Genomic DNA, 23,932 nt, shown 5'->3' with positions numbered 1-23,932 from the left:
ATGCATGTTCACTATCGGCTAGCGGCTTGGGTCGGATCAGTATTTGGGGTTGCGTTAATCACTTTACCAGTTGCGTTAATCACTTTACCAGTTGCGGTGGTGGCCCATACGGGACATGATCACGGTGCAGAGTTTCAATCCGGCACGAGCCAACCTGTGAGCGGCATTCGAGTTGATCCGACCACGGCGGAGCGGTTGGGGATTAAGCTGGCCCCCGTCCAGTCCCAGTTTTTGAGCATTGGCATTGAAACGACTGGAGAACTGGTGGCGCAGCCCGATCAAGCGGTGATGGTGAATGCGCCGATTAATGGCACGGTGATCGAACTATTGGTGGAACCGGGCGCAACGGTTGCAGCCGGACAGCCTTTGGCCAAGGTGATTGCCCCCGATTTGATTGAGCTACGGGTTGCCTCCCAGGAAGATCGAGTTGGGGCAGAGGCCGACTTGCGATCGGCAGAGGCCAATCTGACGCTAGCTCAACGTAATTATGAGCGTCAAGTTGCGATCGCAGACACCGAAATAAAAGCAGCTCAGCAGCATCTCGCCCTTGCCCAGGAACGGTTTGAGCAAGACCAATTGCTGCTCAAAGCCGGTGCGATCGCCCGCCAACAGTTTTTAGAAACTCAGTCTGAGCTGGCCGCCGCCCAGAGTGAAATGGCTCGTGCTGAAAGCCGACAAGCAGTTTTGGAAGCCCAGGCGGAGCTAGAGCGGGCGCAGGCGGAACTAGATGCAGCTCGTTCCCATGTCCAACTTAGTACGACAGCCTATGAAACGCGCCTCCAGCAGTTGAACAGCTCGGCAACGGAGCGGGGCGTCGTCACAGTAAAAGCCCCAATTGCCGGCAAGGTCGCAGACCGTCCCGTCACCCTGGGTGAAGCGGTCGAAGAAGCCGTGACGCCGCTGATGCGGATTGTCAATGGCGATGCGCTCCAGGTGACGGCCAACGTCTATGAAAAAGATTTAGATCAGGTGGCCGAAGGCCAGTCAGTGCGCGTGACGATTGCTAGTTTGCCTGACCAGTTCTTCCAAGGGCGCGTAATTCGGGTTGGCGCGGTGGTAGACGGCACGACTCGCATTGTGCCCGTGACAGCCGCCCTAGAGAATGCTGGAGCCGCGCTCAAACCTGGCATGTTCGCCGAATTGGAGATCTTGACCGATCGCACCCCCACAGCCGTCTTGACCATTCCCGCCAGTGCCGTGGTAGACGCCGAGGGCCAGTCCCTCGTATTTGTGCAAAATGGTGATGCCTTTGAACCCGTTGAAGTGACCATCGGGCGCACGGCTGGCGATCAGGTAGAGGTGCAATCAGGACTGTTTGAAGGCGATCAGGTGGTTGCCCAAGGCACATTGCAGCTTTATGCCCAATCCCTGCGAGGCGACAGCGCTACAGCCAAAGCCGAGATGGAAGCCGCACCTTCCGGTCGCGCCGTTCCCCAATGGTTATTCATTGTCGGAGGCATAGGTGCGATCGCAACTACCACCAGCACCGCCTATCTCATCGGACGCCGCACCCGCCCCACACCCCTCGCCCCCTTCAATCCACACCCTACCGAACCCACCCCTCCCTACGCCCTCACCACCACCTCCCCAGAAACCACCACCCTAGACAAAAAGTAATCCCCCCTCTCTCCCCTGCTCCCTTGCCCCCCTGCTCCCTTACTTACCCCCCTCATCCACCCATCCACCCCTTTCTCACTCCTCACTCCTCACTTTCCCATGCTCAACTCAATCCTCAAATGGTCAATCGCCCAACGCTGGATCGTCGTCATCGGAGCCGTCCTCGTCACCCTCTACGGACTGCGTGTCCTCAACCACATGTCCTTGGACGTGTTTCCCAGCTTTGCGCCGCCCCAAGTGGAAATTCAAGTCGAAGCGCCCGGTCTTGCTCCAGAGGAGGTGGAATCCTTAGTCACGCTGCCGATTGAAAGCGCCGTCAACGGCACACCAGGCGTTACAGCGGTGCGATCGACCTCGGTGGCGGGTGCTTCTGCCGTACGGGTGGTATTTGGCTGGGATACCGATATCTATCAGGCGCGGCAGCTGATCACGGAACGAATTCAGCAGGCCCAATCTCGCTTGCCGGAAGGGGTGGAAGCGCCTCAACTGGCTCCGCTCAACTCGCCGCTGGGCATTGTGCTGGAATATGCCTTTACGGCTGAATCCACACCGCTGATGGACGTACGACAGCTGATCGACCGACAGGTAACCAATCGGCTGCTCGCGGTACCTGGCGTTACTCAAATTACCGTTTTTGGTGGCGAGGAGCGGCAGTACCAAGTGCTGGTCGATCCTGCTAAACTCAACGCCTTTGGGGTGACGCTAGAGGAGGTCAGCCAAGCGGCGGCGGCAGCGAACCAGAACGGGGCAGGTGGCTACCTAATTGATGCCGATCAGGAACTGCTGATCCGAGGGATTGGTCGCATTGAGTCGATTCAGGATTTGCAGCAGGCGGTGATTACGGCACGAGATGGAAAACCTGTGCTTTTGCAAGATGTGGCAGAGGTGACAGTCGGCCCAGCCCTAAAGCGGGGCGATGCGAGCCTTAACGGCCAACCAGCTTTGGTGATGCTGATCAATAAGCAGCCCTTGGCCGATACGTTAACGGTGACCGAGCAGGTAGAGGCGGCGCTGGAGGAAGTAGGGCCAAGTTTGCCAGCGGATGTCACGATCCATCGCACTTTCCGTCAGGCTGACTTCATCGAAGCCTCGATTCATAATGTGCGGGATTCCCTGCGGGGCGGCATCATCATTGTGTCGGTCATCCTGCTGTTGTTTTTGATGAACTGGCGCACGGCGGCGATTACACTCAGCGCCATTCCGATGTCACTCCTAATCTGTTTGATTCTGCTGGATTGGATTGGCCTCAGCGTCAACACCATGACGTTGGGCGGATTAGCCGTTGCCATTGGTTCGGTGGTGGATGACTCGATTGTGGATATGGAAAACTGCTATCGGGGACTCCGCCAGAATCGGCAGTTGGGCAATCCCAAGCATCCCTTTCAGGTCGTCTACGACACTTCGGTGGAGGTTCGTACCAGCGTTCTCTTCTCCACCGTGATTATTGCCGTCATCTTTGCCCCAATTTTCTCGCTGACGGGGGTAGAAGGCCGCATCTTTGCGCCAATGGGCATTGCTTACCTAGTAGCCATTTTTGCCTCGACCCTGGTGGCACTCACCCTCTCTCCTGCCCTATGTGCATTTCTGTTGGCCTACGCGCCGTTGCCTGAAGAAGAGACTTGGGTATCTCGCTGCAGCCAACGCCTGTATCGACCAGGTTTGCGGCTGGCTCTGGAGCGCCCTCGGCTGATTCTGCTGGTGGCTGTAGGGGCACTGGTCGCTTCGCTGACCCTGTTACCCGTTTTAGGACGGGTCTTTTTACCGGAGTTTCAGGAGCGATCGCTGGTGGCGTCCATGAACCTGTTTCCCGGTAGCTCCTTGGCGGCTACCAATCGGGCGGGATTAGCTGTGCAAGCTGCCTTTCAAGAAGATCCTCGGTTTGCCAGTCTGCAAATGCGATCGGGCCGCGCACCGGGCGATCCGCATGTGGTCGGCTCCAACTTTGCGGAACTCGATATTGAACTGAGTGATGTCGGCATGAAAGACCGCGAAGCAACGCTGGCCGATCTGCGGGCTGAATTCGAGAAAATTCCAGGTGCTCCAGCCAGTGTGGGTGGCTTTATCTCGCACCGGATGGATGAGGTGTTGTCGGGTGTCCGAAGTGCGATCGCAGTTAAAATCTTTGGCCCCGATCTGGCTGAACTCCGACGGCTGGGCACCGAAGTGACACAGGTGATGGGCACTGTAGAGGGCGTGGTCGATTTGCAACTGGCTCCTCAGTTACCCGTGCGTCAGGTTCAGATCCGCTTCGACCGTGCCGCTGCCGCTCGCTATGGCCTGAGTATGCAGGCGTTGGCCGAAACTATTGAAACCGCCCTCAATGGTCGCGTCGTCTCCCAAGTGTTGGAAAATCAGCAGTTATTTGACCTGGTGGTGTGGTTTGAGTCTGCCGCCCGCAGTGATCCCAGTACCCTGCGCGCCATGCTGATTGATACGCCGGATGGACATCGCATTCCGCTGGAGCAGCTTGCCCAGGTCGATTATGGCACTGGCCCCAATTCCATTAGTCGAGAAAATGTGTCGCGCCTGATCATTGTGTCCTCAAACGTGGCCGATCGCGATTTGGGTTCCGTCATTGCCGAAATTCGGGACAAAGTGCGATCGCAGGTTACATTTCCTCCCGGCTACTTCATCCAGTACGGTGGCCAGTTTGAATCTGAGCAGCGAGCCACCCAGAACCTCCTGGTATTCGGCGCTCTAGCACTTGTGGTGATTGCCATCCTCATGTATTTCACCGTGAAATCCTTACCCGCGACGATCATGATCATGCTGAACCTGCCCTTAGCCGTTATGGGCGGCATTGTCTCAGTTGCGATCGCAGGTGGCGTTCTCTCGGTAGCGTCCCTCGTGGGCTTCATCACTCTGTTTGGCGTTGCCGTCCGCAATGGCTTACTGCTAGTAGACAACTACAACAGCAAGCTAGCGGCAGGAATGCCTCTGCCACAGGTCATTTTCACGGGTTCAATGGAGCGGCTCAATGCGATTCTGATGACGGCTTTTACCTCCGCTCTGGGGATGCTGCCGCTGGTGATCAGCTCTGACCCCGGTCAAGAAATTTTGCAGCCGCTAGCGGTGGTTGTACTTGGCGGACTGTTTACCTCCACCGCCCTCACGCTAATTGTTTTGCCCGCCCTCTACACTCAATTTGGCCGCTATCTCGTACCTGCATTCATTACCTCTGACATCCAGGCCACTGAATCGAAAGCGGCTGTTTCAGACCAACCCATGAGCCCCGTTTAATTCCTGCTTAATCCCAATTCCCCAACCTGCCCCCCTGCTCCCTTACTCCCCCGCCCCCTTGCCCCAATACCCAAACCATAGCTCCACTCAAAAAATAGAAGGTTCATCCCATGCGTTCTCAAATTGCTCAAGCCCTACTGCTCACAAGTCTACTCACCTTAGTTGCTTGCGGTAACTCCGAAACGGCAACGACGCCTGAATCAACGGCTGACACTTCTGTTGCAGAAAGCCCAACCACCACCCCAGCCGACGATGCCGCAACCGAAACGGCTGCATCAGACGATCACAGTGCTGCGACAAAAGGCGGCCAGGTCGTCGAAACCGGAGCCTACCACATGGAACTAGTACCCGTGTCCGAAGCAGATGGCATTCATCTAGATTTGTACCTGCAAACGGGCGACACCCACGAAGCCGTTGCCGATGCCACTGCTGTTGCCCAAATCCAGCTTCCCGATGGCTCGCAGCAGGAAATTCCGATGGAGTATGACGCGGCGGGAGAACACTTCTTTGCCTTCATCCCCAGTCAGGCAACCGGAGAATATAAAACCGTCATCCAAACTGATATCCAAGGCGAAAGGGTCAATGCCCGCTTTAGCTTCTCCAAGTAGATTGTCTTACCGCTTGTAGTAAACCAAAAAGGGATGATTTTGCTGCGGCTTACGGCAGCAAAATCATCCCTTTTTGAGTGCTTAATTCATACAGGATGGAGAGCGTCAAAAAATCTTCAGCCCACCTCTTGACTCTAAAGTTCACTGTAGGCTTTAGGGTGGATTCATCAACAGTTTGATGCCGTTTGGCATCCGCGAGGTGAATCGATGACCGCTATACTTTCCAATTCCAATAAAGCTCAACCAGATGCTCAAGACTCAGTCAAGCTCTACCGCATGTCTACTTCTGAACATGAGTGTCCTTGGGGGGTGCGGGCAGTGAATTTGCTCAACGAAAAAGGCATTGCCTTTGACGATATTAAACTGACCTCCCCAGAGGACGTTGCTGCCTTCAAGACCCAGCACAACGTTGCCACAACACCCCAGATCTTCTTTGGCGATCGCCGCATTGGTGGCTATACCGATCTGGCAGCCTATTTTGATGTCGAGGCTGAAAAGGCTGATTACTCCTATACTCCAGTTGCGGCTTTATTTTCCACTGCTGGCTTAATGGCTTTAGCGACCTCCCTTGGCGTCCCTGGCTTCATGGGTATTTCCTTATCGATGCTGGCCTCTCTGAAGCTAATGGATATCAACGCCTTTTCCGAAAGCTTTGCCAAATACGATCTGGTCACTCAACGATTTAAGCCCTATGGCAAAATCTATCCCTTTGCAGAGCTTGCCATTGGTCTGGGCTTTCTCTCCGGCATCGCACCTCTAGCAACGGGGATTGGTTCATTAGTTGTGGGCGTAAGCGGGGCGGTATCGGTCTTCAAAGCTGTCTATATCGACAAAATAGCGCTCAACTGTGCTTGTATTGGCGGCAATTCCAAGGCTCCGCTGGGAGTGGTCAGCTTTGCAGAAAACGCGATTATGGCGCTGATGGGGGCAACTCTCATCTTTTCGACGGTCGGCACCCGTGAGATAGAGCCGCAGGTTAGGCAATTGTCTCAGGCAACTGCGATCGCGCAACTTCAGTCTGCTGAATAGTGCTTAGGTCACTAACGTTTAGGCATGACCATTTCATTTCGATTTCATGATTGTGCGTCAGGCTAGTGGGCAAACTATGCTTGAGTAAGACGCTAGCTTGACATTGCCATGCAGAGGTCTCTATGAATCGTCGTCTATTTACATCCAGATTAGTCGCTGTAGGATTGGTTTCAACCACCGTTGCCCTAACCGGCTGCTCCATTGCCCAAACTCCCAATGTGGAAGCGGTAGCGGATACGGCGGAGCAAGTTGCAATGGATACTGAGATTACTGTTTTCCGTAGTCCCACCTGCGGCTGCTGTGGTCAGTGGATTGAGCACATGCAAGCGGCTGGTTTTATTGTCAAGGATAATGTAACAGAAGATATGACGGCTATTAAGGAACAGTATGGAGTTCCGGCCAATCTCGCCTCCTGCCACACCACTGTAGTTGATGGCTACGTTGTGGAAGGCCATGTTCCAGCCGAAGATGTACAACGCTTATTGGTCGAAAAACCTGAAGTGGCTGGTATTGCAGTCCCCGGTATGCCTATCGGTTCACCCGGTATGGAATCTGGTGATTATGTTGAACCTTATACGGTTTTCTCGTTCACTGAATCCGGTGAAACCGCTGCTTTTGCTGACCATTCATAGTGATACGGAGTCCGATTAAAACCCGAAAAGAACTACTTGGTCGCCGCTAAGCGGCGGCCAAGTAGTTCTTTTCGGGTTTGAGTTTGAAGATACAAGACGTGACTATAGCAAAATGTGCGATCGCACTTGGAATATGCGATCGCACATTTTGCTGATCCTACTGACATCACTAACCGTACCAGTCTTGTCGCCACTCTTCCATCTGCTTAATTTCCGTTTGCTGCGTGGCCAGAATGTTTTGGGCTAGCTCTCGAAGTTCAGTGCGATCGCTCTTTTCCAAAACTTGCTCCGCCATCGCTAACGCGCCCTCATGGTGAGGAATCATGGCATTAATAAACCGCAGATCAAACTCAGCATCGGCTGTGCCTAAGTTACCGTCCATCATCATGGCAGCCTGCATTTCAGGCGTCATCGCCATTGAGTGGCCCATTTCGGCGTGATACATCACAGGTTCCGCACTCGCATCGGGATACCATGCTTGTCGCCACTGCTTCATCTGGTCAATTTCGCCCTGCTGAGCCGTAATCACAGCTTGGGCTAACTGCTTTATATCTTCCCGTTGAGACTGTTCGAGGACGGCTTCAGCCATGACAACTGCTCCTTGATGGTGCAAAATCATTCCGTCAATGAAGCGTAAATCAAACTCAGCATCTTTAGGCCCCAAGTCCATCATCATCATCACGTGATCTGCCGTTGAGGTATCCCCCGCCAGCGTCGTTTGAGAATCGGAACGCTCAGAAATCTCAGGTGAGGTGCTACATCCTGCCAGCCCTACAGTGGCAGACAGCATACTCCCCACCAACACCCACGAAACCCAGGTTCGTCTCAGGCGCATATTGCACAATATCCTTTATTAGAAAAAAGGTGGCAGATATTCCTTCAGTAATCGTTTAAGCATTAACTGAATCAAATAACCGCTAATTTTACTGTGCAGCCCAAAAGTGAAATATGGATGAAATGCGAAGTGTTTAACGAACTTGTACTGCATATTGAATTCCGAGTCGGCATGGGCTGGGCAAGATGTCGCGCGGGACGGCTCATTAGATTCTGTGCGGTGTTTGCGATCGCAGTTGGATAGTCGGCTGCGGAAGTGACCAGGGGAATGGTGGCGGTGTAGGTGGGAGTGAAAAAGGCTGAAAACACATTCAGCGCCAGCACAATTCCATAGATCTGCCAGGGCTGTGTGACAAACGGCAGAAAACAGACAATGATCATGCGCGCCAAGTGGCTGATAACCATGATCTGTTTGCGGTCGATCCGATCTGAGGTCGTGCCAGCAAGAGGCGACAGGATGACGTAGGCTGTGACGTGCGTGAGGGCATCATCAACTAAATTGATGGTTTGGGTGGAGTAAAGACGGGCAAAGGTGGGATTTCTAAAGCACTGAAAGAGTCATGGTGTTGAAAACATGCATTGAAATATGAATGTTTGAACATAGCTGAAACGTTTGATATAGCTTCACTGTATGTCCCCCTGGGGGGGCATCTGAAAGACTATACAATTTAGAAATACTTACTGGTAAAGCGTCCAACTGAGTGATTTAAAACTTTATGCATATTCACACGATTGATCAGTGGCACCATTCTCATGACTTCTCAGTTCATCAGAATCAAGCAGAGCGAAATACCAAGGTCGTGATGCTCATAACCGCAGTCACAATGGTTGCCGAAATTGTCGCAGGCACCATTTTTGGTTCGATGGCGCTGTTGGCAGACGGTTGGCACATGGCAACTCACGTCGCGGCATTTGGTATCACAGTGTTTGCTTATCGCTATGCCCGCCGACATGCGGCTGATCCAAGGTATACCTTTGGCACTGGCAAAGTGAGTGTGCTTGGCGGGTTCGCCAGCGCCGTTGCTCTAGCAGTCATTGCATTTGTGATGGCGTTTGAATCGGTAGAGCGGTTTTTCCAACCCCAAGCCATTCAGTTTAATGAAGCGATTGGAGTTGGGGTATGTCAAATAGATTGTGTCAAAGGTAAAAACTCAAGTTGGAAAGCGATCGCTGAATTCAATCGCGAAGCGGTTGAGAGCGGGTTTCCAGTCGCGAATGGGCATGGTCCACTTTTTGGCAATATTTTGAATTGCCAAGTAGATAACTTTTAGGGCAGATTCATCGGTTGGAAAAGCTCGGTGGTTTTTAATCACCTTTCTAAGAGTCATATTCATCGATTCAATCGCATTGGTCGTATAGATTGCTTTACGAATCTCCGGTGAAAAAGCAAAGAAGGGAATAATCCGCTGCCAATGATGAAGCCAAGACCTGCTAATGGTTGGATATTGCTGGTCCCACTGCTCGGCAAACTCAACTAAGCGCTGCTCTGCTTCAGTCTCAGTGCTGGCCGTGTAAATCAGCTTGAGGTCTGCTGCAACCGCCTTACGGTCTTTGTAGGACACATAGCGGAGTGAATTTCGTACCATGTGAACAATGCACAACTGCACCTGGGTTTGAGCAAAGACCGCTTCAATGGCATCGGGAAAGCCAGTGAGGCCATCACAGCAAGCGATGAAGATGTCTTTGAGACCCCTATTTTGCAGCTCTGTGAGCACTTGAAGCCAAAATTTGGCAGACTCGTTCTGGGTCATCCACATCCCCAAGAGTTCTTTGGTGCCAGACAAGTTAACCCCAAGCGCCAAGTGAATCGCTTTGTTGATCACCCGCCCGTCTTGTCTGACTTTGACCACGATGGCATCAAAATAGACGATGGGATAAACCGGGTCGAGCGCGCGATTTTGCCAAATTTTACGCTCCGTTTCAACCGCATCCGTGACGTTCGAGATCAGCCCGGCTGAGACCTCAACGCCATACAGGTCTTGCAGTTGAGCCTGAATGTCACGGGTACTCATGCCCCTGGCATAGAGGGACAAGATCTTGTCATCAAAGCCCTCGAAGCGGGTCTGCCCCTTCTTGACGATGATGGGTTCAAACTCACTGTTGCGGTCACGGGGAACATTGATTTGAGCTTCTCCAAACTCCCCTTTGATGGTCTTCTTGCTGTGGCCGTTGCGGCGGTTACGAGTTGGCTTGACGTCGCTTTCAGGCTCCGCCTGTTGCTCGTCCAGATGGGTTTTCATTTCCGCATTCAAGCAGCGTTCCACCAAAGCCGCCGTGAGCTGCTTAAGAATCCCTCCATCCCCCAGCAGGTCTTCGGGATTCTGATAGCCTTTAAGCAATTCATCCAGGAGTTCAGGTCGAAAAGTCATAGTACGAGTCTCTTAGGTTCAATAGTTCATTAGATCTCATCTCTGACCTTTGACACAATCTAATTTACAATCCCTGGAGTTGCGATTCTTGGATTAGCTATAAATTTAGTGAGCGCTTGGCTACTCCAAGACGATCATAACCACGGCCATGATCATCATCATGGGGAACATGGTCACCATCATCATTCAGATCACAATCTTCGAGCTGCATATGTTCACGTTTTAGCGGATGCGCTGACCTCGGTTTTGGCTATCATTGCCTTGTTTGCTGGGAAGTTTCTAGGTTGGATCTGGCTGGATGCCGCGATGGGGTTAGTCGGTGCCGGAGTGATTACTAAATGGGCTTATGACTTGGTGAGTGACACCAGTTCAATCTTGCTCGATGGCGGCATTAGTAAGCACATCAAGCTGGATATTGTGAACGCGATTGAAAACGATGCTGATAATCGTGTAGTCGATTTGCATGTCTGGCATGTGAGCCAAAACCACTTGTCTGCAACCGTTTCCCTGGTGACCCACTACCCACAAGCACCAGAGTATTACAAGAATCTACTCAGCCATATTCCTTCCCTTTCCCACGTACTAGTTGAGGTCAATTCTTGTCATGGAGAACCCTGTATGGAATTGCTACACAACTAGTTTCCACCTGCTACTCAATTAAAAGGAAGTGTTTAAGTGGGTGAAGTCAGCACACAAAAATTTTGTATAAAAAAGCGATCGCACTTCTTTAAGAAACTGCGATCGCATCTTTAGCCATATTTCAGGCAAACTTTTCTAAACTGCCTGATCCAACACGCGGATGTGTAATACTTCATTGCTCATAAGTGGTTCAATCTGTGATTCAGAAACCACCAACACTGCAATCGTTTCCCCAATTGCGTTAAACACTTCCAGACTATATCCATCTTCGCCCTCAGTTACCGGATGATGCTCCACAATGGTCGCCACATCACCTTGATGTAACTGATGTTTCGGAAAATCTTCTCGTAAGGCTACCCTTGTAAACAGCTCAAACACCACTACCTGGCCTCCTTGTCTGGATATAGGGTGACAAACTTCGTCACCTTCGTTTCGTATTCAATCATCCAAATCGTGATCACGGCTAAGTCACGGCCATTTACCCCATGCAATATGCCCCGAATCTCGTAAACATCTCCGAATCGATTTGGCTCATCAGACGGCACTGCTTCCAGCGGTAAGATTTGACTCCTCAAATCAGCTTCCAGTTGCTGCCAGTTTCCTAAAGTGTATCCTGCTTGCTCAAGAAACTTAGACTTATCATCTGCATCTCGCCAGACCAGCAGATACTTTGTGAGCTTAGCTTCCGTAATCACTGCATTGCGAGATAGTTTCATGCTTTTCAGCTAGCCTATGTGATCCCAAAAATCCTGATAGAAACAGATGCATCTGTTTCTATCAGGATTCAACTCTATCAGCTCTTGAAGAAGCAGCCCCTGGGTCGCTATGGGCTAACCGAGGTTTCAGACGGGCTACTCGAAGCACCATTGCTCAAAAACGCAGCCTCTAGATCGACAGGTTTAGGTTTGGGCATAAACCAGCGGCCAAACTTGGCATAGAGAGCTGGAATCACCAACAGGGTTAGCGCGGTTGAGGTAAACAGACCGCCCAGCACCACAATGGCTAGGGGTTGCAGGATTTCATTTCCGGCTCCGTTGGCAATGGCTAGCGGTAACATACCCAACGCCGATGTGAGCGTTGTCATCAGGATGGCATTAACTCGTTCCAGTAAACCTTGGAAAATCACCGTTTTGAGCGGTAGTCGTTGGGCGAATTTACGATTGTAGTTGTCCATCAGCAGCAAGCCATTGCGAACGGCTACGCCGAATAGGGTGATGAAGCCGATCAGCGAGGCCACTGACATCACGCCTCCGGTCAACAAAATAGAGATAATACCGCCCACCAGTGCCAAGGGCAGGTTGAGCATGATGGCAAGGGTGGCAAACAGCGACTTGACGGAGAAGAGCATCAGCACGGCGATGACGATGGCCGCCAGGATGCTGAATATGAGTAGGCTGTTAGTGGCTCGCTGCTCAGATTCAAACTGGCCCCCGTATTGAATGAAATAGCCACTGGGCAACTGCACGCGATCGCGGATCTGGGCTTGAATATCGCCGACGACGCTACCTAAATCGCGCTCGGCAACGTTGGCAGAAACGACGATTAGACGCGACACATCTTCTCGGTTGACCACGTTTGCGCCCATGCCGTAGTCGATATCAGCGACGGTATCGAGGGTAATCATGGCTCCTGATGGCAGCGAGATGGGAATCGCGCGGATGGCATCCAAGTTACTCCGCTCCGATTCCGGTAAGCTGACAAAAATGTCGATCAGCTGCTGATCTTCCGCAATCTGAGAGACGACTTGACCATTGAGCGCGGTTTCCACCACGTCTGAGAGTTGCGCCATCGTTAGCCCGTATTCGGCAGCGGCAGCCCGATTATACTGAATCTGCACCTGGCGAATGGGCAACTGTGGCTCAAGCTGTAGGTCTACAACGCCTGCAATGGGTTCAATTACATCGCGCACCTGTTCGCCGATACGCCGCAGTTCCGCTAGGTCGGGGCCAAAGATTTTAATTGCGATCGCACTTCGCACCCCAGACAGCACTTCATCCATGCGGTGAGAGATGAAGCCGCCAATATTGGGCGCGACACCGGGCAGTTGCAGAAAGGCTTCCCGCAGCTCTTGAATACTGGCTTCCCGATCTTTAAGCGCCAAGTCGCTAAGTTCAATATCAACGTGAGCCATGTTGACCCCAGCGCCATCGGCATCACCGGGGGCGCGTCCGGCTCGCACCTGCACCCACTCATAAAGGGGATTATCTTGGAGCGAATTCGACAGCGCCCTGCCTGCCCCATTGGTAATATCCAGCGACACACCGGGGAACAGCACCATCGAATTGACCAGAGATTTTTCTTGGAACTCTGGCAAAAAGACCCGCCCCAGAGATGGCACCACGGCTACCGCTGCCACTAAGATCGCCAGCGCCAGCGCCAAGATAACCTGGGGCGCACGCAGCGACAGATTGAGCAGTGGGCGATACAGCCGTTCCGCCAGTCGCGAGATGAATGTCCCTTCCTGGGGTAGCGTTTGATTGGCTAGCAAAATGGCGCAGAGGGCAGGCGAAAGCGTCATCGCCACCAGTGTTGAAGCCACAATCGAGAATAGGTAGGCCAGTCCCATCGGCGCAAAAATGCGTCCTTCTACCCCCGTCAAACTGAAAATGGGGGCAAACACAACGACAATAATCACCGTCGAGAAAATCACGGCTAGTCGCACCTGTATTGAGGTGTCATACACCACTTGGAACGGATGCTTAGGACTGCCCTGCGCCTGGTTGGTGCGGAGGCCGCGATAGCAGTTTTCCATATCGACGATCGCATCATCGACCACCGAACCAATTGCCACCACGAGACCGCCCAGCGTCATGGTGTTGATGCCCAGACCAAAGGCTTTCATCAGCATCAGCCCTACCAGCAGTGACAGGGGAATGGCGCTGAGCGTAATCACTGCCGTGCGCCAGTTCATCAAAAACAGCAGCATGATCACCGACACGATGATGATGCCCTGAATCAGGGAGCCGCTGACGTTGCGAATGGCGGAGTCAATGAAGTTGGACTGGCGGAAAGTGCGCGTCACCTGCACATCTGCCGGGAAGGTTGGCTGCAAGGAGGCCATCACGTCTTCGACTGCTTGGGTGACGGTGGGCGTATCCACCTCCGGCTGCTTGTTGATCATCAGCACCACCGCTGGCTGACCGTTCAGGCTAGCATCACCGCGCTTCAAAGCCGAGCCAGTTTGCACCTCGGCCACATCCTCTAGCAGAATTGTCTCTCCGAATTCCGCTTTCACCACCGACTGCCGCAAATCATCGATCGAGTCCACCTGCCCCATGCCCCGGATCAGCAACTCCTGGCCGCCACCGATCAGAAAGCCACCTGGCGCACTGGAGTTCGCTCCCCTAGCGGCCTCTACCACTTCGTTGATCGACACACCCTGCGATCGCAGTTTTTCGGGGTCAACCAGCACCTTCTCCTGGCGTTCGTCTCCACCGTAGATGGTGACTTGTGAGACTCCCTGCACGGAGAGGAGCTGATTTTTGAGCGTGGCTTCGACTAAGCGACGCAAATCCATTAGGGAGGTTTGCCCCTGGCCATCAACCGTAAAGGCATATTGCAAAATGGTGCCCAAGGGAGACACCAGCGGCGAGATTTCCGGGGGATGAGCGCTTTCCGGTAGCTGACTGGTGACCTGTTGCAGCCGTTCGGTTACGGACTGCCGCGCCTGATAGATATCCGCGTTCTGGTCAAACACCACCTGCACCATCGACAGCCCCACCTTGGAGGATGAGCGCACGGTGGTGACACCGGGTAAACCATTTACCGCACTCTCAATCGGCACGGTGATTTGAGTTTCGACTTCTTCCGGCGCGAGGCCAACGGCTTCGGTTTGGATATCCACCTGGGGCGGTGCGAAGGGCGGAAACACATCCAGCGGCATTTGGGTAACGCTGAAAACACCCCAAATCGTGACGACAACGGCGGCAGCCACGATAAACCACCGCTGGGCAATGGACGTTTTGAGAATCTGATTGAGCAGTGAGTTCAGCATCGCTGATTAGAGTCCCCCCGCTTGTTGGAGAAGGTGCTGTGCTTCTTCCGACCCGTCATCATCACCAGAACGGCAAAGATTGCCAGGATGCCACCACCTGCGATCGCAACTTTGCCCATCGGGAAACCAGCAGCGGATGACTCAGCCGTTTCGGTTGGCTGCTGAGCCAGATCTGAGTTGGCGGTGTCTTCAGTCTGGACAAAATTGCCCTCAGCATCGTGACTGTGGGGAATGCCTTCTGCATCTGCTTGAGCATGGGCTTCATCGGTGATCGGCGCGGCTGCACTCTCGGCGCTTTCTGCATTCTCTGCTGCGTCCGGAGCGGCTTCAGCGGTTTGAGTTTTCCGCGACTCGGCATAGAGGGACAAACTGCCCTGGGTAACGAGATTTTCGCCAACCGATAGTCCTTCAACCACTTCAATGAGATCGCCTTGCGTTGCGCCTGTGACGACATCGACTGGTTCGTAGTAGCCCTCGTACTGCACAAACACGAGCTGACGGCCATTGTCATCAACCAGCGCTGTCACTGGAATCAAAACGGCGTTGCTGCCATCAACGGCAAACTCAATGGGTGAGACTTGAATACCCAGGAGGGAATCGGTTTCCATGTTGACTTCGACCCGGTTTACCCCGCCAGTGGCCTGAAACTCGTCTCCGTGACCGACGTGGGCCAAGGTCGCAGGCGTGCCGATGGACAAACTGAGCGCGAGCAGTGAACTGATTAACGGTAGGGGTTTCATCTCATCCTCCTCACATTCGCAATAGATTTCACATCAAAATCCCCAACAGGGTGCCACAGGACAGATGAAATTCAGATGAAACGGCAGCGACTTCGGTAGAATCAACCTCGTGGTTGATCGCGCAAGTGGGATGCGAGTGCTCTTAGTCGAAGATGAAGAAGCCCTGGGACTGGCAATCAAGCAAGTTCTGGTGAGTGAAAAGTACGTCGTGGACTGGGTAACGGACGGCGCTCAAGCCTGGTACTGCCTGGAAAACCAGTGGGCCGACTACACCGTTGCCATCTTTGATTGGCTGCTGCCGGAACTCTCTGGCCTAGAGCTGTGCCAGCGATTGCGATCGCAACATAATGCCCTCCCCGTTCTAATGCTGACCGCGCTGGGTCAAGCTGAAAATCGCGTCGCGGGTCTAGATGCCGGAGCCGATGACTATTTAGTGAAACCCTTCATCATGGAAGAACTGCTGGCGCGTTTGCGGGCCCTCCAGCGCCGCTCACCCCAGTTGCGACCTGAAATAATTACCGTGGGGCCGTTTGCCCTGGATGATGCCAACACAACGCTGTACGTTCAGCAGCCCGACCAGCCTCAGCAGTCCATTCCGCTGACGCTCAAGGAATTTCAGGTTTTGGCCTATCTGATGCAAAATTGCGATCGCATTATCCCCGGCAGTAAGCTACGGTCTCAGCTTTGGGACATCGACGAAGAACCCGTTAGCAACGTTGTCGCCGCTCAAATTCGCCTCCTGCGCCGCAAGTTTGCCCGCTATAACTGCAACTGCCCCATCGAAACGGTGCCGGGGCAGGGCTATCGATTTCCGTCACTGTAATTGCCCCTGATTAACCCTGATCAACCACCATGATCAACCCGCTCAGCAGCCAGAAACTATTTCACCGCAGCCGAATTCGATTGGCCTGCTGGTTTACGCTGGCAATGGGCGGAATCCTCAGCCTGTCTGGGTTCGCCATGTATCGCGCCTTTGTGCAAGCCAACTGGGTCGCCCTAGAGCGAGAAGTGGAATCCATTGCCGGAACCCTGCACGATAGCCTAGAACCCATGCTGCCTGCATCCGGCGATCCAACCGCTGTCCTGCAACAGGTGTTTCCCGACCTCTGCGTAGCCGATCAGCCCTGCGATCCAACGCCAACTCTGATTCAACGTCACACCACCGGAATTAGCGATCGCACCATCTATTACATCCGCCTCTTTGACCATCACGGCAATCTGCTGGCCTTTTCCCCCGATCAGCCATTGCCGCTAGCGAATACGCTCAATCCCGCCGAGTGGCAAACTTTTCAGTCTACGGAGGGCACCCGCTATCACCAGTTCACCACCATTCTGCACAGCGCCGATACTCATCCTCCAGCCAGCGATGGCCACAGTCATCCCTCCTGGGGGTATCTGCAAATTGGGCGCACCCTCGCTCCCCTGGATGCCGAAACCCGGCGGTTGCAGTGGATCTTGTCACTGGGCTTGCCGCTGGCCTTAGCGCTTGTTGCCGCTTCCGGCTGGTGGCTCTCCGGCATTGCCATGCAGCCCATCTATCAGTCCTATCAGCAGCAGCAGCAGTTCACCGCCAATGCCGCTCATGAACTGCGCTCTCCGCTGGCCAGTCTGCTGGCAACCGTCGAAGCCATCCTCCGATTGCCCACTCACCTCCAGCAGGACATCCCGCCCATGCTGCACACCGTCGAGCGCCAGGGTCGCCGCTTGAGCCAGCTAGTCACCGATCTGCTCTTCCTGACCAGCCTGGAGCAAGATCCGTCGCTCAAGTCCGCTCAACCCTGCTGCCTCAATGATTTAATTGCCGACCTGACTGAGGAACTGCTGGAGCTAGCAACCATTTCAGACATCCATCTGACTAGCCAGATTCCAAACACCGAACTGTACGTTCTTGGTCATGAATCGCAGCTCTATCGCCTCGTCTCGAACTTAATTGCCAATGCCATCCACTACACCCCAGCAGGCGGCTCAGTTCAAATCACGTTAGCGGCGCATGAGGGCTTCACAACCTATCCCAAACCTCACCGACCGCGCACGGCGACCATCACGATTAAAGATACGGGGATTGGCATTCCCCCAGCCGAACAGCCCCGCATCTTTGACCGCTTTTACCGTGTCGATAGCGATCGCTCTCGCAAAACAGGCGGCACCGGATTAGGACTGGCCATTGCCCAAGCGATCTCACACCGACACCAAGGCCACATCACCGTCCAGAGCACCGTCGGTCAGGGCAGCATCTTCATAATTCACTTACCTTATACACAATCACCAGTAATGTAGCTTTATCAGCGAAAATCAGTCCCAGTTGTACCTGATGAAAGGGTATTTTCGTCACCTAGACATCACCATGCCAGAAACGACACGAATAATAAAAAAGCCCAGCATCTAACCCAGAGCATCATCAAATTCATGTGGTTTCTATCCCTCTTTTATCACTTTGCCTGAAGAAAAGGCGAACCCTGCATTTGCTCGTCCTGTATGGCTGATGAATCCATTATGTCAGCGACGGAATTTGGACATCTCATATTTTTTATTACGGAAGTGACAAAAGAGGGATAGATTTGCGATCGCAATTCAATTTCCATTGCACATCGCCACCACCGCCTTTGTATAGCCGCTGAGTTTAACTCAGCGCTATACAAAGGCATACACGCAGAACAGTCGGCATAATGCAATTTATGCCGATTGTTCTGCGTGTCAACGTTGAGTCACTGGCGGTTGCTTCCCATGTCAAACCAGAACAATGTCTGTATTGGTATTGAATGAAGCGGGTTTGTTGGCCAGTACGGCAAACTGAATGGCGGCAACTGAGCCATCCCCATCTGGATCGTAGAACAAGTCGCCGGTTGTGCTGTTATAGCGGAACCCGTCCTGTCGGGTGGCTCCCTGACCCAAGAGGAAAGCGGGAATATGAATCTTGTCCCCTTGGGCTGAGTTAAAGTCTCGAACGGTATCGACTCCGTCAAGGTCATAGCTGAGGGCAAATATATCGGCACCCCAACCGCCTAACAGCGTGTCAGAGCCTACCCCACCCACCAGTTCATCGTTACCCGCACCGCCGATGAGGTTATCGCTTCCATCCCCTCCTAAAAGACTGTCATCTCCGGCATCACCGATTAAAGTGTCATTACCAGAGTTGCCCCAAAGGGTGTCCTGATCAGCGCCACCGACAACCGTATCATCGCCATTGCCTCCCGAGAGCCAATCATCACCACCATAACCATTGAGGTAATCATTGCCGTCGTTGCCATAGAGAGAATTGGCAGAGGAATTCCCGTAAATAGTATTGTTGAGGCTATTGCCAACACCGCTCCTTGCAGTACCTGTTAACGTGAGATTCTCGACCTGATCTGGAAGAGAAAAATTAACAGAGCTGATGACGATGTCTGTTCCCTGATTCAAGCGTTCGCTAATGAAGTCAGCTGTCGAGTCGACATAGTACGTATCGTTGCCGGCTCCGCCGTACATCGTATCGTTGCCGATACCACCATAGAGGTAATCATTGCCGACGAGACCATACAAGATGTCGTCGCCATTGCCCCCATTGAGGGTGTCATTCCCGGCATCTCCAATCAGGTAATCATTACCATATCCCTCGCCCCCAAAGAGGTAATCATCGCCCTCACCACCGAATAAGAAATCATCGCCATTGCCCCCGTTGAGGCTATCATTCCCCCCACCACCATAGAGATAGTCGCTGTGATTGCCACCATCGAGCGTATCGTTGCCGTCAAAGCCATAGAGGTAGTCACTGCCGTCATACCCATAGAGGGCATTGGCAAGATGATTGCCTCGAAGGGTGTTGTTGAGACTGTTCCCGAGCCCGCTATAAGCACTGCCCGTTAGCGTGAGATTTTCAATGTGATTTCTGAGGCTAAAGTTGATCGAGCTGATCACCGTATCGGTGCCCTCATTCCAGTATTCAATTGTCTGGTCGCCGCTGGAGTCCACAAAGTAGGTGTCATCGCCTGGCCCGCCATACATCGTGTCATTGCCAGGGCCACCATCGATACTGTCATTGCCACTGCCAGCGTAATAGATGTCGTTCCCTGTTGTGCCTTTGAAAGGATACTTCAATTCATCATGATTCGGAGTCCCGTAGAACGTCGCCATAGGTTTCTCTAGAGTGGATCAAAATTTCAACGTGAATTTCAGATGGTCCTGATGAGTGACTTGACATCTTCCCCTGACACCTCGTTTGCACAAGGAGACGGATCAGGACAAATCGCAATGCACCCCGTCAACGGATTTGGCCAAGCTCAAAAGAGGATAAAATCACTGCGAATCCAGCCGACCGCTTGTGAGCGAGGAAAGCGCACCTGACACCAGCTCAACTCACTATCGGGCTGATCCGTATCCTGGAGACACTGGAGCAACTGAACTTGATCACCTGGAATGCCATATCCCACAGCGGCTGAATGAATCGTGGCCTGACGGCGTAGATTGATGCGGGCATTGGGATCACTGGCTCGGAGTGTAACCATGCCGCTGCTGCCGGATGGGCGATTAGCAATGGGGGCATGATCAGGGCCTGGAATGCCAGCCGTGTCCCAGTACACGTAAATCCGCTCACTCGCCGTCTGAAAGATTAAGCCGCGCTCGGCCAAGCCAGCCTGACGATAGGCGGCATTGCCATTTTGGTCAACGTAGTTTCCGGGTTGGTTGCCGACGGGCATGAGGTCGTAGCGACGACCATTGGAGAGCTGAATGCCGACGATCCCCTGTCGCTGAGAGAAGGTACAGGCCGTTACTTCAGAGACCTGCGCTGAACCGAGAGGATAGAGATCGCAACGGGCATCAACCGTATCGGCCTGGGCGACAACTGGAAGTGTAGCGGCAGCGAACGCTGTAATGGCAGAGCTAAAGACAACTCGAATGTTCATAAACTCGTTCTTCAAAAAGAGACGTAATGCGGCCTCGGCACCGATGGATGGCATCATCACATCGGTTTCCGTCTATGAGATGCGAGGCCAGTATGGGAGACTTCACAGCGATGGCCGCTGTTTACGTACTGACCGATAACCCTGTTGACGTGAACTACCTTGAAAAAGTTACGAGCGTTCGAAGGAAAAGGTGCAACTCAGTCGGTACGGGAATCAAGCTGCGATCGCAACCGTTCTGAGGTCATCTCAAGCCCGTAGATCAGAAACCAATGTGCGATCGCAACGGGCTAACTAAGCAAGAAAAAACACCCATGCGAGGATGGGTGCTGATTTCACCATGTAAACAACAAATTTGACCTAAAAGTGCCGGGATTAAGCCTCGTGTAGAGCCAAAGCTACATAACGCTTGCCCATAAACCGCATGGTTTGCGAGTTGGGGCTTTCAAGCGTAGTGTCTTTGAATCGATATTGCGTGGTGGTCGTGGATATGCCGCGATAGGTCATCCCAACGGTTTGTTCCGCAACGATGGTGGGGAGAGTTGCAGCAGCAGATGAGTAAGCGTGGCCACGATAGGTGAGTTGCATAGTGGGGGCTCCTGAAATGAAATCAAAGGGGTAACTGTCCGTTGATGCCTATCGTCCAAGACTGACCTGAACCTCCTCTGAGCGTGTTCTGAAATTCACTTAAGGGGTTGATGAGAAACCTGAGTGCCATTTTCAGCCAAAACTCAGATTGGATGAACCCGTCAGCCGCTGCGACTCAATCGGGCGAAAAGATGAACTTTGGTATCAGGTATCAGCATTTGATGACGATAGGAGTATGCTAATAACAAGAGGTGAATACTTCTTCCCTCGGTTTGAACAATTCAGTTCACGTTAAATAGGAGGTTTGCTATCGATTTAACGACTGAATCTGATCCGCCAAAAACAGCAGCACTCTACATCGTTGTTGATCAGTCCTCGACTAATCGATAAGAGAGCTCTGCGATAGATACCCAGAGACGCAACAAGCAAAAACGACGGTATCGAGGCATCTCTACACAGTATCAATCATGTGAGGAAGTCCCTTGACTGAAGAAACTGAGTGCTGTGAGCAATGATTTACGTTTAATCTCTGTGGGTCTAATTCCCCGTGGCTTGCCACGTTAGTGGTAGCGCGGGAGTGCGTCCCGAAGGGCAAATTCCGTAATGCCCCGTCCGCTTGCGGCGGGGATAGGAATTTGAGCGCCCCGCGAGATTTACCTTTTCAGTGAATAAATACTAGAAAACGCCTTGGCTTGATCTTCATAGCCAAGGTGTTTTCTATTGGAGCTATTTCTAATGGGTGATAGATGCAAATCGTAGTGCAGGAACGGCATTATACTTGCCCACGAATCGCATCTTGCTCTGTTGTGCTAACGCTGATCGCTGATCTGCGATCGCAGCATACCACCTTTGTTCGGCATGAAACAGAAAATCCCCGGCGCTTGGCCGGGGAAAGGGTGCTATCGCGTGTCATAGGAGCAGAAACAGCGTAGACCCAAGCTCGAAAAGGCTATTCAGTTACCTGTACAGGGTTGCTCAACGCCTGATGAGGAGCGGTTTCTGCATTTGCAACAGCAGCCAGGCCCCCGATCAATAAAGTGAAGAACAGCAGTGCCATCAACATCGAGAAGACTCGCTCTCCAGCCGTCATTTGGCTCCAGGGCTTGCTATCTACAGTACTGCCGCGGCTAGCACCCGTTGCAAAGCCGCATCCGCCAAAACCACCACAACTCATATGCTCTCCTTTGTTTAACTTTCAACTGGTTTAACCGTATCCAGAGATGCCTGCTAATGGAGCATAAGCATCGTTATGAATGTGGTTATCGAGGCCAATAGTGCTGGGTTGTATGCCTGAGATGGGAGTGGGCAATTGACGTGACCGTGCGAGAGCTAAGGGCAAGAAAGCCCCAGCTCTTGCCGGGGCTGAACCTGAGGGATTGTAAATTAGATTGTGTCAAAGGTCAGAGATGAGATCTAATGAACTATTGAACCTAAGAGACTCGTACTATGACTTTTCGACCTGAACTCCTGGATGAATTGCTTAAAGGCTATCAGAATCCCGAAGACCTGCTGGGGGATGGAGGGATTCTTAAGCAGCTCACGGCGGCTTTGGTGGAACGCTGCTTGAATGCGGAAATGAAAACCCATCTGGACGAGCAACAGGCGGAGCCTGAAAGCGACGTCAAGCCAACTCGTAACCGCCGCAACGGCCACAGCAAGAAGACCATCAAAGGGGAGTTTGGAGAGGCTCAAATCAATGTTCCCCGTGACCGCAACAGTGAGTTTGAACCCATCATCGTCAAGAAGGGGCAGACCCGCTTCGAGGGCTTTGATGACAAGATCTTGTCCCTCTATGCCAGGGGCATGAGTACCCGTGACATTCAGGCTCAACTGCAAGAGCTGTATGGCGTTGAGGTCTCAGCCGGGCTGATTTCGAACGTCACGGATGCGGTTGAAACGGAGCGTAAAATTTGGCAAAATCGCGCGCTCGACCCGGTTTATCCTATCGTCTATTTTGATGCCATCGTGGTCAAAGTCCGACAAGACGGGCGGGTGACGGGCAAAGCGATTCACCTGGCGCTTGGGGTTAACTTGTCTGGCACCAAAGAACTCTTGGGGATATGGATGACCCAGAACGAGTCTGCCAAATTTTGGCTTCAAGTGCTAACAGAGCTGCAAAATAGAGGGCTCAAAGACATCTTTATCGCCTGCTGTGATGGGCTCACTGGCTTTCCGGATGCCATTGAAGCGGTCTTTCCTCAAACCCAGGTGCAGTTGTGCATTGTCCATATGGTGCGAAATTCACTCCGCTATGTGTCCTACAAAGACCGCAAGGCGGTTGCAGCAGACCTCAAGCTGATTTACACGGCCAGCACTGAGACGGAAGCAGAGCAGCACTTAGTGGAGTTTGCCCAGAAGTGGGACAAGCAATATCCGACCATTAGCAGGTCTTGGCTCAATCATTGGCAGCGGATTATTCCCTTCTTTGCTTTTCCACCGGAGATTCGTAAAGCCATCTATACCACCAATGCGATTGAATCGATGAATATGACTCTTAGAAAGGTGATTAAAAACCACCGAGCTTTTCCAACCGATGAATCTGCCTTAAAAGTTATCTACTTGGCAATTCAAAATATTGCCCAAAAGTGGACGATGCCCATTCGCGACTGGAAACCCGCTCTCAACCGCTTCGCGATTGAATTCAGCGATCGCTTTCCAACTTGAGTTTTTACCTTTGACACAATCTATTTGACATACCCGAACCTGAACCGTTGCAGTTTTACGCTTCATACCCTCAACGTCATAAATCCTTTCGGTCTTGCACT

The 23,932-nt window shown here is 52.6% G+C and carries 22 protein-coding genes; 10 read left to right on the top strand and 12 right to left on the bottom strand.

Annotation, left to right across the window (positions count from 1 at the left end; all coding sequences use genetic code 11):
- The 5 genes from AC286M_RS36635 to AC286M_RS36615 all read left to right on the top strand — a co-directional run bounded on the left by AC286M_RS36635 (nt 1) and on the right by AC286M_RS36615 (nt 7,126).
- The gene (locus AC286M_RS36635; protein WP_488208899.1) at nt 1-1,617 is read left to right on the top strand and encodes an efflux RND transporter periplasmic adaptor subunit; all 1,617 of its coding nucleotides are present in this window, start codon (nt 1-3) and stop codon (nt 1,615-1,617) included.
- Nucleotides 1,618-1,716: 99 nt separating this feature from the next.
- Entirely contained in the window at nt 1,717-4,857 is a 3,141-nt protein-coding gene (locus AC286M_RS36630) for an efflux RND transporter permease subunit (protein WP_488208898.1), read from the top strand.
- A gap of 110 nt (nt 4,858-4,967) precedes the next feature.
- Entirely contained in the window at nt 4,968-5,465 is a 498-nt protein-coding gene (locus AC286M_RS36625) for a hypothetical protein (protein WP_488208897.1), read from the top strand.
- A 207-nt stretch (nt 5,466-5,672) separates the two neighbouring features.
- Nucleotides 5,673-6,494, top strand: a complete 822-nt coding sequence (locus AC286M_RS36620; RefSeq protein ID WP_488208896.1) for a MauE/DoxX family redox-associated membrane protein — start codon at nt 5,673-5,675, stop codon at nt 6,492-6,494.
- A gap of 122 nt (nt 6,495-6,616) precedes the next feature.
- Entirely contained in the window at nt 6,617-7,126 is a 510-nt protein-coding gene (locus AC286M_RS36615) for a DUF411 domain-containing protein (RefSeq protein ID WP_488208895.1), read from the top strand.
- Between the two features lie 32 nt (nt 7,127-7,158).
- On the opposite strand, the gene AC286M_RS36610 is transcribed toward AC286M_RS36615, so the two are convergent.
- The 3 genes from AC286M_RS36610 to AC286M_RS36600 form a co-directional block, all read right to left on the bottom strand.
- On the bottom strand, nt 7,159-7,293 hold the full coding sequence (locus tag AC286M_RS36610; protein ID WP_488208894.1) for a hypothetical protein: 135 nt from the start codon (nt 7,291-7,293) through the stop codon (nt 7,159-7,161).
- A gap of 2 nt (nt 7,294-7,295) precedes the next feature.
- Nucleotides 7,296-7,961, bottom strand: a complete 666-nt coding sequence (locus AC286M_RS36605) for a DUF305 domain-containing protein (protein WP_488208893.1) — start codon at nt 7,959-7,961, stop codon at nt 7,296-7,298.
- Between the two features lie 71 nt (nt 7,962-8,032).
- Nucleotides 8,033-8,464: an MFS transporter gene (locus AC286M_RS36600; protein ID WP_488208909.1), complete on the bottom strand. Its 432-nt coding sequence runs from the start codon at nt 8,462-8,464 to the stop codon at nt 8,033-8,035.
- 212 nt (nt 8,465-8,676) lie between these two features.
- Between AC286M_RS36600 and AC286M_RS36595 the strand changes: the two genes are divergently transcribed.
- Nucleotides 8,677-9,231: a cation diffusion facilitator family transporter gene (locus tag AC286M_RS36595; protein WP_488209101.1), complete on the top strand. Its 555-nt coding sequence runs from the start codon at nt 8,677-8,679 to the stop codon at nt 9,229-9,231.
- On the opposite strand, the gene AC286M_RS36590 is transcribed toward AC286M_RS36595, so the two are convergent.
- Nucleotides 9,112-10,329 (bottom strand): IS256 family transposase, encoded by a 1,218-nt coding sequence (locus AC286M_RS36590; RefSeq protein ID WP_488202914.1) that lies wholly within the window; start codon nt 10,327-10,329, stop codon nt 9,112-9,114. The two genes, AC286M_RS36595 and AC286M_RS36590, sit on opposite strands and share 120 nt — an antisense overlap.
- Nucleotides 10,330-10,398: 69 nt before the next feature.
- Between AC286M_RS36590 and AC286M_RS36585 the strand changes: the two genes are divergently transcribed.
- Nucleotides 10,399-10,968: a cation diffusion facilitator family transporter gene (locus AC286M_RS36585; RefSeq protein ID WP_488209188.1), complete on the top strand. Its 570-nt coding sequence runs from the start codon at nt 10,399-10,401 to the stop codon at nt 10,966-10,968.
- Nucleotides 10,969-11,103: 135 nt separating this feature from the next.
- Here AC286M_RS36585 and AC286M_RS36580 read toward each other — a convergent pair whose 3' ends face one another.
- The 4 genes from AC286M_RS36580 to AC286M_RS36565 all read right to left on the bottom strand — a co-directional run bounded on the left by AC286M_RS36580 (nt 11,104) and on the right by AC286M_RS36565 (nt 15,702).
- Nucleotides 11,104-11,346, bottom strand: coding sequence for a DUF4926 domain-containing protein (locus AC286M_RS36580; RefSeq protein ID WP_488209100.1), 243 nt, complete (start codon nt 11,344-11,346; stop codon nt 11,104-11,106).
- Nucleotides 11,347-11,348: 2 nt separating this feature from the next.
- Entirely contained in the window at nt 11,349-11,684 is a 336-nt protein-coding gene (locus AC286M_RS36575) for a DUF6883 domain-containing protein (RefSeq protein ID WP_488206071.1), read from the bottom strand.
- Between the two features lie 107 nt (nt 11,685-11,791).
- Nucleotides 11,792-14,962 (bottom strand): efflux RND transporter permease subunit, encoded by a 3,171-nt coding sequence (locus AC286M_RS36570; RefSeq protein ID WP_488209099.1) that lies wholly within the window; start codon nt 14,960-14,962, stop codon nt 11,792-11,794.
- Nucleotides 14,956-15,702, bottom strand: coding sequence for a permuted SH3 domain-containing protein (locus AC286M_RS36565; protein WP_488209098.1), 747 nt, complete (start codon nt 15,700-15,702; stop codon nt 14,956-14,958). The genes AC286M_RS36570 and AC286M_RS36565 overlap by 7 nt, the downstream gene beginning before the upstream one ends.
- A gap of 109 nt (nt 15,703-15,811) precedes the next feature.
- Between AC286M_RS36565 and rppA the strand changes: the two genes are divergently transcribed.
- On the top strand, nt 15,812-16,525 hold the full coding sequence (rppA, locus tag AC286M_RS36560) for a two-component system response regulator RppA (protein ID WP_488209097.1): 714 nt from the start codon (nt 15,812-15,814) through the stop codon (nt 16,523-16,525).
- A gap of 29 nt (nt 16,526-16,554) precedes the next feature.
- Nucleotides 16,555-17,979: a two-component system sensor histidine kinase RppB gene (gene rppB / locus AC286M_RS36555; RefSeq protein WP_488209096.1), complete on the top strand. Its 1,425-nt coding sequence runs from the start codon at nt 16,555-16,557 to the stop codon at nt 17,977-17,979.
- Between the two features lie 450 nt (nt 17,980-18,429).
- On the opposite strand, the gene AC286M_RS36550 is transcribed toward rppB, so the two are convergent.
- The 4 genes from AC286M_RS36550 to AC286M_RS36535 form a co-directional block, all read right to left on the bottom strand.
- Nucleotides 18,430-19,812, bottom strand: a complete 1,383-nt coding sequence (locus AC286M_RS36550) for a calcium-binding protein (protein WP_488203575.1) — start codon at nt 19,810-19,812, stop codon at nt 18,430-18,432.
- Between the two features lie 146 nt (nt 19,813-19,958).
- Entirely contained in the window at nt 19,959-20,639 is a 681-nt protein-coding gene (locus AC286M_RS36545; RefSeq protein ID WP_488203576.1) for an SH3 domain-containing protein, read from the bottom strand.
- Nucleotides 20,640-20,954: 315 nt separating this feature from the next.
- On the bottom strand, nt 20,955-21,167 hold the full coding sequence (locus AC286M_RS36540) for a DUF4278 domain-containing protein (protein ID WP_488203577.1): 213 nt from the start codon (nt 21,165-21,167) through the stop codon (nt 20,955-20,957).
- A 949-nt stretch (nt 21,168-22,116) separates the two neighbouring features.
- Nucleotides 22,117-22,341 (bottom strand): hypothetical protein, encoded by a 225-nt coding sequence (locus tag AC286M_RS36535; protein ID WP_488203578.1) that lies wholly within the window; start codon nt 22,339-22,341, stop codon nt 22,117-22,119.
- Nucleotides 22,342-22,613: 272 nt separating this feature from the next.
- Here AC286M_RS36535 and AC286M_RS36530 point away from each other — a divergent pair, with 272 nt between their 5' ends.
- Nucleotides 22,614-23,831, top strand: a complete 1,218-nt coding sequence (locus AC286M_RS36530) for an IS256 family transposase (RefSeq protein WP_488203579.1) — start codon at nt 22,614-22,616, stop codon at nt 23,829-23,831.
- The last annotated feature ends 101 nt before the right edge of the window (nt 23,832-23,932 follow it).

The organism is Thainema salinarum CENA647 (assembly GCF_057732415.1).
This window is presented reverse-complemented; position numbering and strand designations above follow the sequence as displayed.

Excerpts from the sequence above, each read along its gene's own strand:
- AC286M_RS36635 (WP_488208899.1), top strand. The coding sequence starts at position 1 with ATGCATGTTCACTATCGGCTAGCGGCTTGGGTCGGATCAGTATTTGGG.
- AC286M_RS36615 (WP_488208895.1), top strand. The coding sequence starts at position 6,617 with ATGAATCGTCGTCTATTTACATCCAGATTAGTCGCTGTAGGATTGGTT.
- AC286M_RS36605 (WP_488208893.1), bottom strand. The coding sequence starts at position 7,961 with ATGCGCCTGAGACGAACCTGGGTTTCGTGGGTGTTGGTGGGGAGTATG.
- rppB (WP_488209096.1), top strand. The coding sequence starts at position 16,555 with ATGATCAACCCGCTCAGCAGCCAGAAACTATTTCACCGCAGCCGAATT.
- AC286M_RS36575 (WP_488206071.1), bottom strand. The coding sequence starts at position 11,684 with ATGAAACTATCTCGCAATGCAGTGATTACGGAAGCTAAGCTCACAAAG.
- AC286M_RS36535 (WP_488203578.1), bottom strand. The coding sequence starts at position 22,341 with ATGAGTTGTGGTGGTTTTGGCGGATGCGGCTTTGCAACGGGTGCTAGC.
- AC286M_RS36625 (WP_488208897.1), top strand. The coding sequence starts at position 4,968 with ATGCGTTCTCAAATTGCTCAAGCCCTACTGCTCACAAGTCTACTCACC.
- AC286M_RS36610 (WP_488208894.1), bottom strand. The coding sequence starts at position 7,293 with ATGTCAGTAGGATCAGCAAAATGTGCGATCGCATATTCCAAGTGCGAT.
- AC286M_RS36565 (WP_488209098.1), bottom strand. The coding sequence starts at position 15,702 with ATGAAACCCCTACCGTTAATCAGTTCACTGCTCGCGCTCAGTTTGTCC.
- AC286M_RS36550 (WP_488203575.1), bottom strand. The coding sequence starts at position 19,812 with ATGGCGACGTTCTACGGGACTCCGAATCATGATGAATTGAAGTATCCT.
- AC286M_RS36590 (WP_488202914.1), bottom strand. The coding sequence starts at position 10,329 with ATGACTTTTCGACCTGAACTCCTGGATGAATTGCTTAAAGGCTATCAG.
- AC286M_RS36545 (WP_488203576.1), bottom strand. The coding sequence starts at position 20,639 with ATGATGCCATCCATCGGTGCCGAGGCCGCATTACGTCTCTTTTTGAAG.
- AC286M_RS36595 (WP_488209101.1), top strand. The coding sequence starts at position 8,677 with ATGCATATTCACACGATTGATCAGTGGCACCATTCTCATGACTTCTCA.
- AC286M_RS36630 (WP_488208898.1), top strand. The coding sequence starts at position 1,717 with ATGCTCAACTCAATCCTCAAATGGTCAATCGCCCAACGCTGGATCGTC.
- AC286M_RS36540 (WP_488203577.1), bottom strand. The coding sequence starts at position 21,167 with ATGCAACTCACCTATCGTGGCCACGCTTACTCATCTGCTGCTGCAACT.
- AC286M_RS36570 (WP_488209099.1), bottom strand. The coding sequence starts at position 14,962 with ATGCTGAACTCACTGCTCAATCAGATTCTCAAAACGTCCATTGCCCAG.
- AC286M_RS36530 (WP_488203579.1), top strand. The coding sequence starts at position 22,614 with ATGACTTTTCGACCTGAACTCCTGGATGAATTGCTTAAAGGCTATCAG.
- AC286M_RS36620 (WP_488208896.1), top strand. The coding sequence starts at position 5,673 with ATGACCGCTATACTTTCCAATTCCAATAAAGCTCAACCAGATGCTCAA.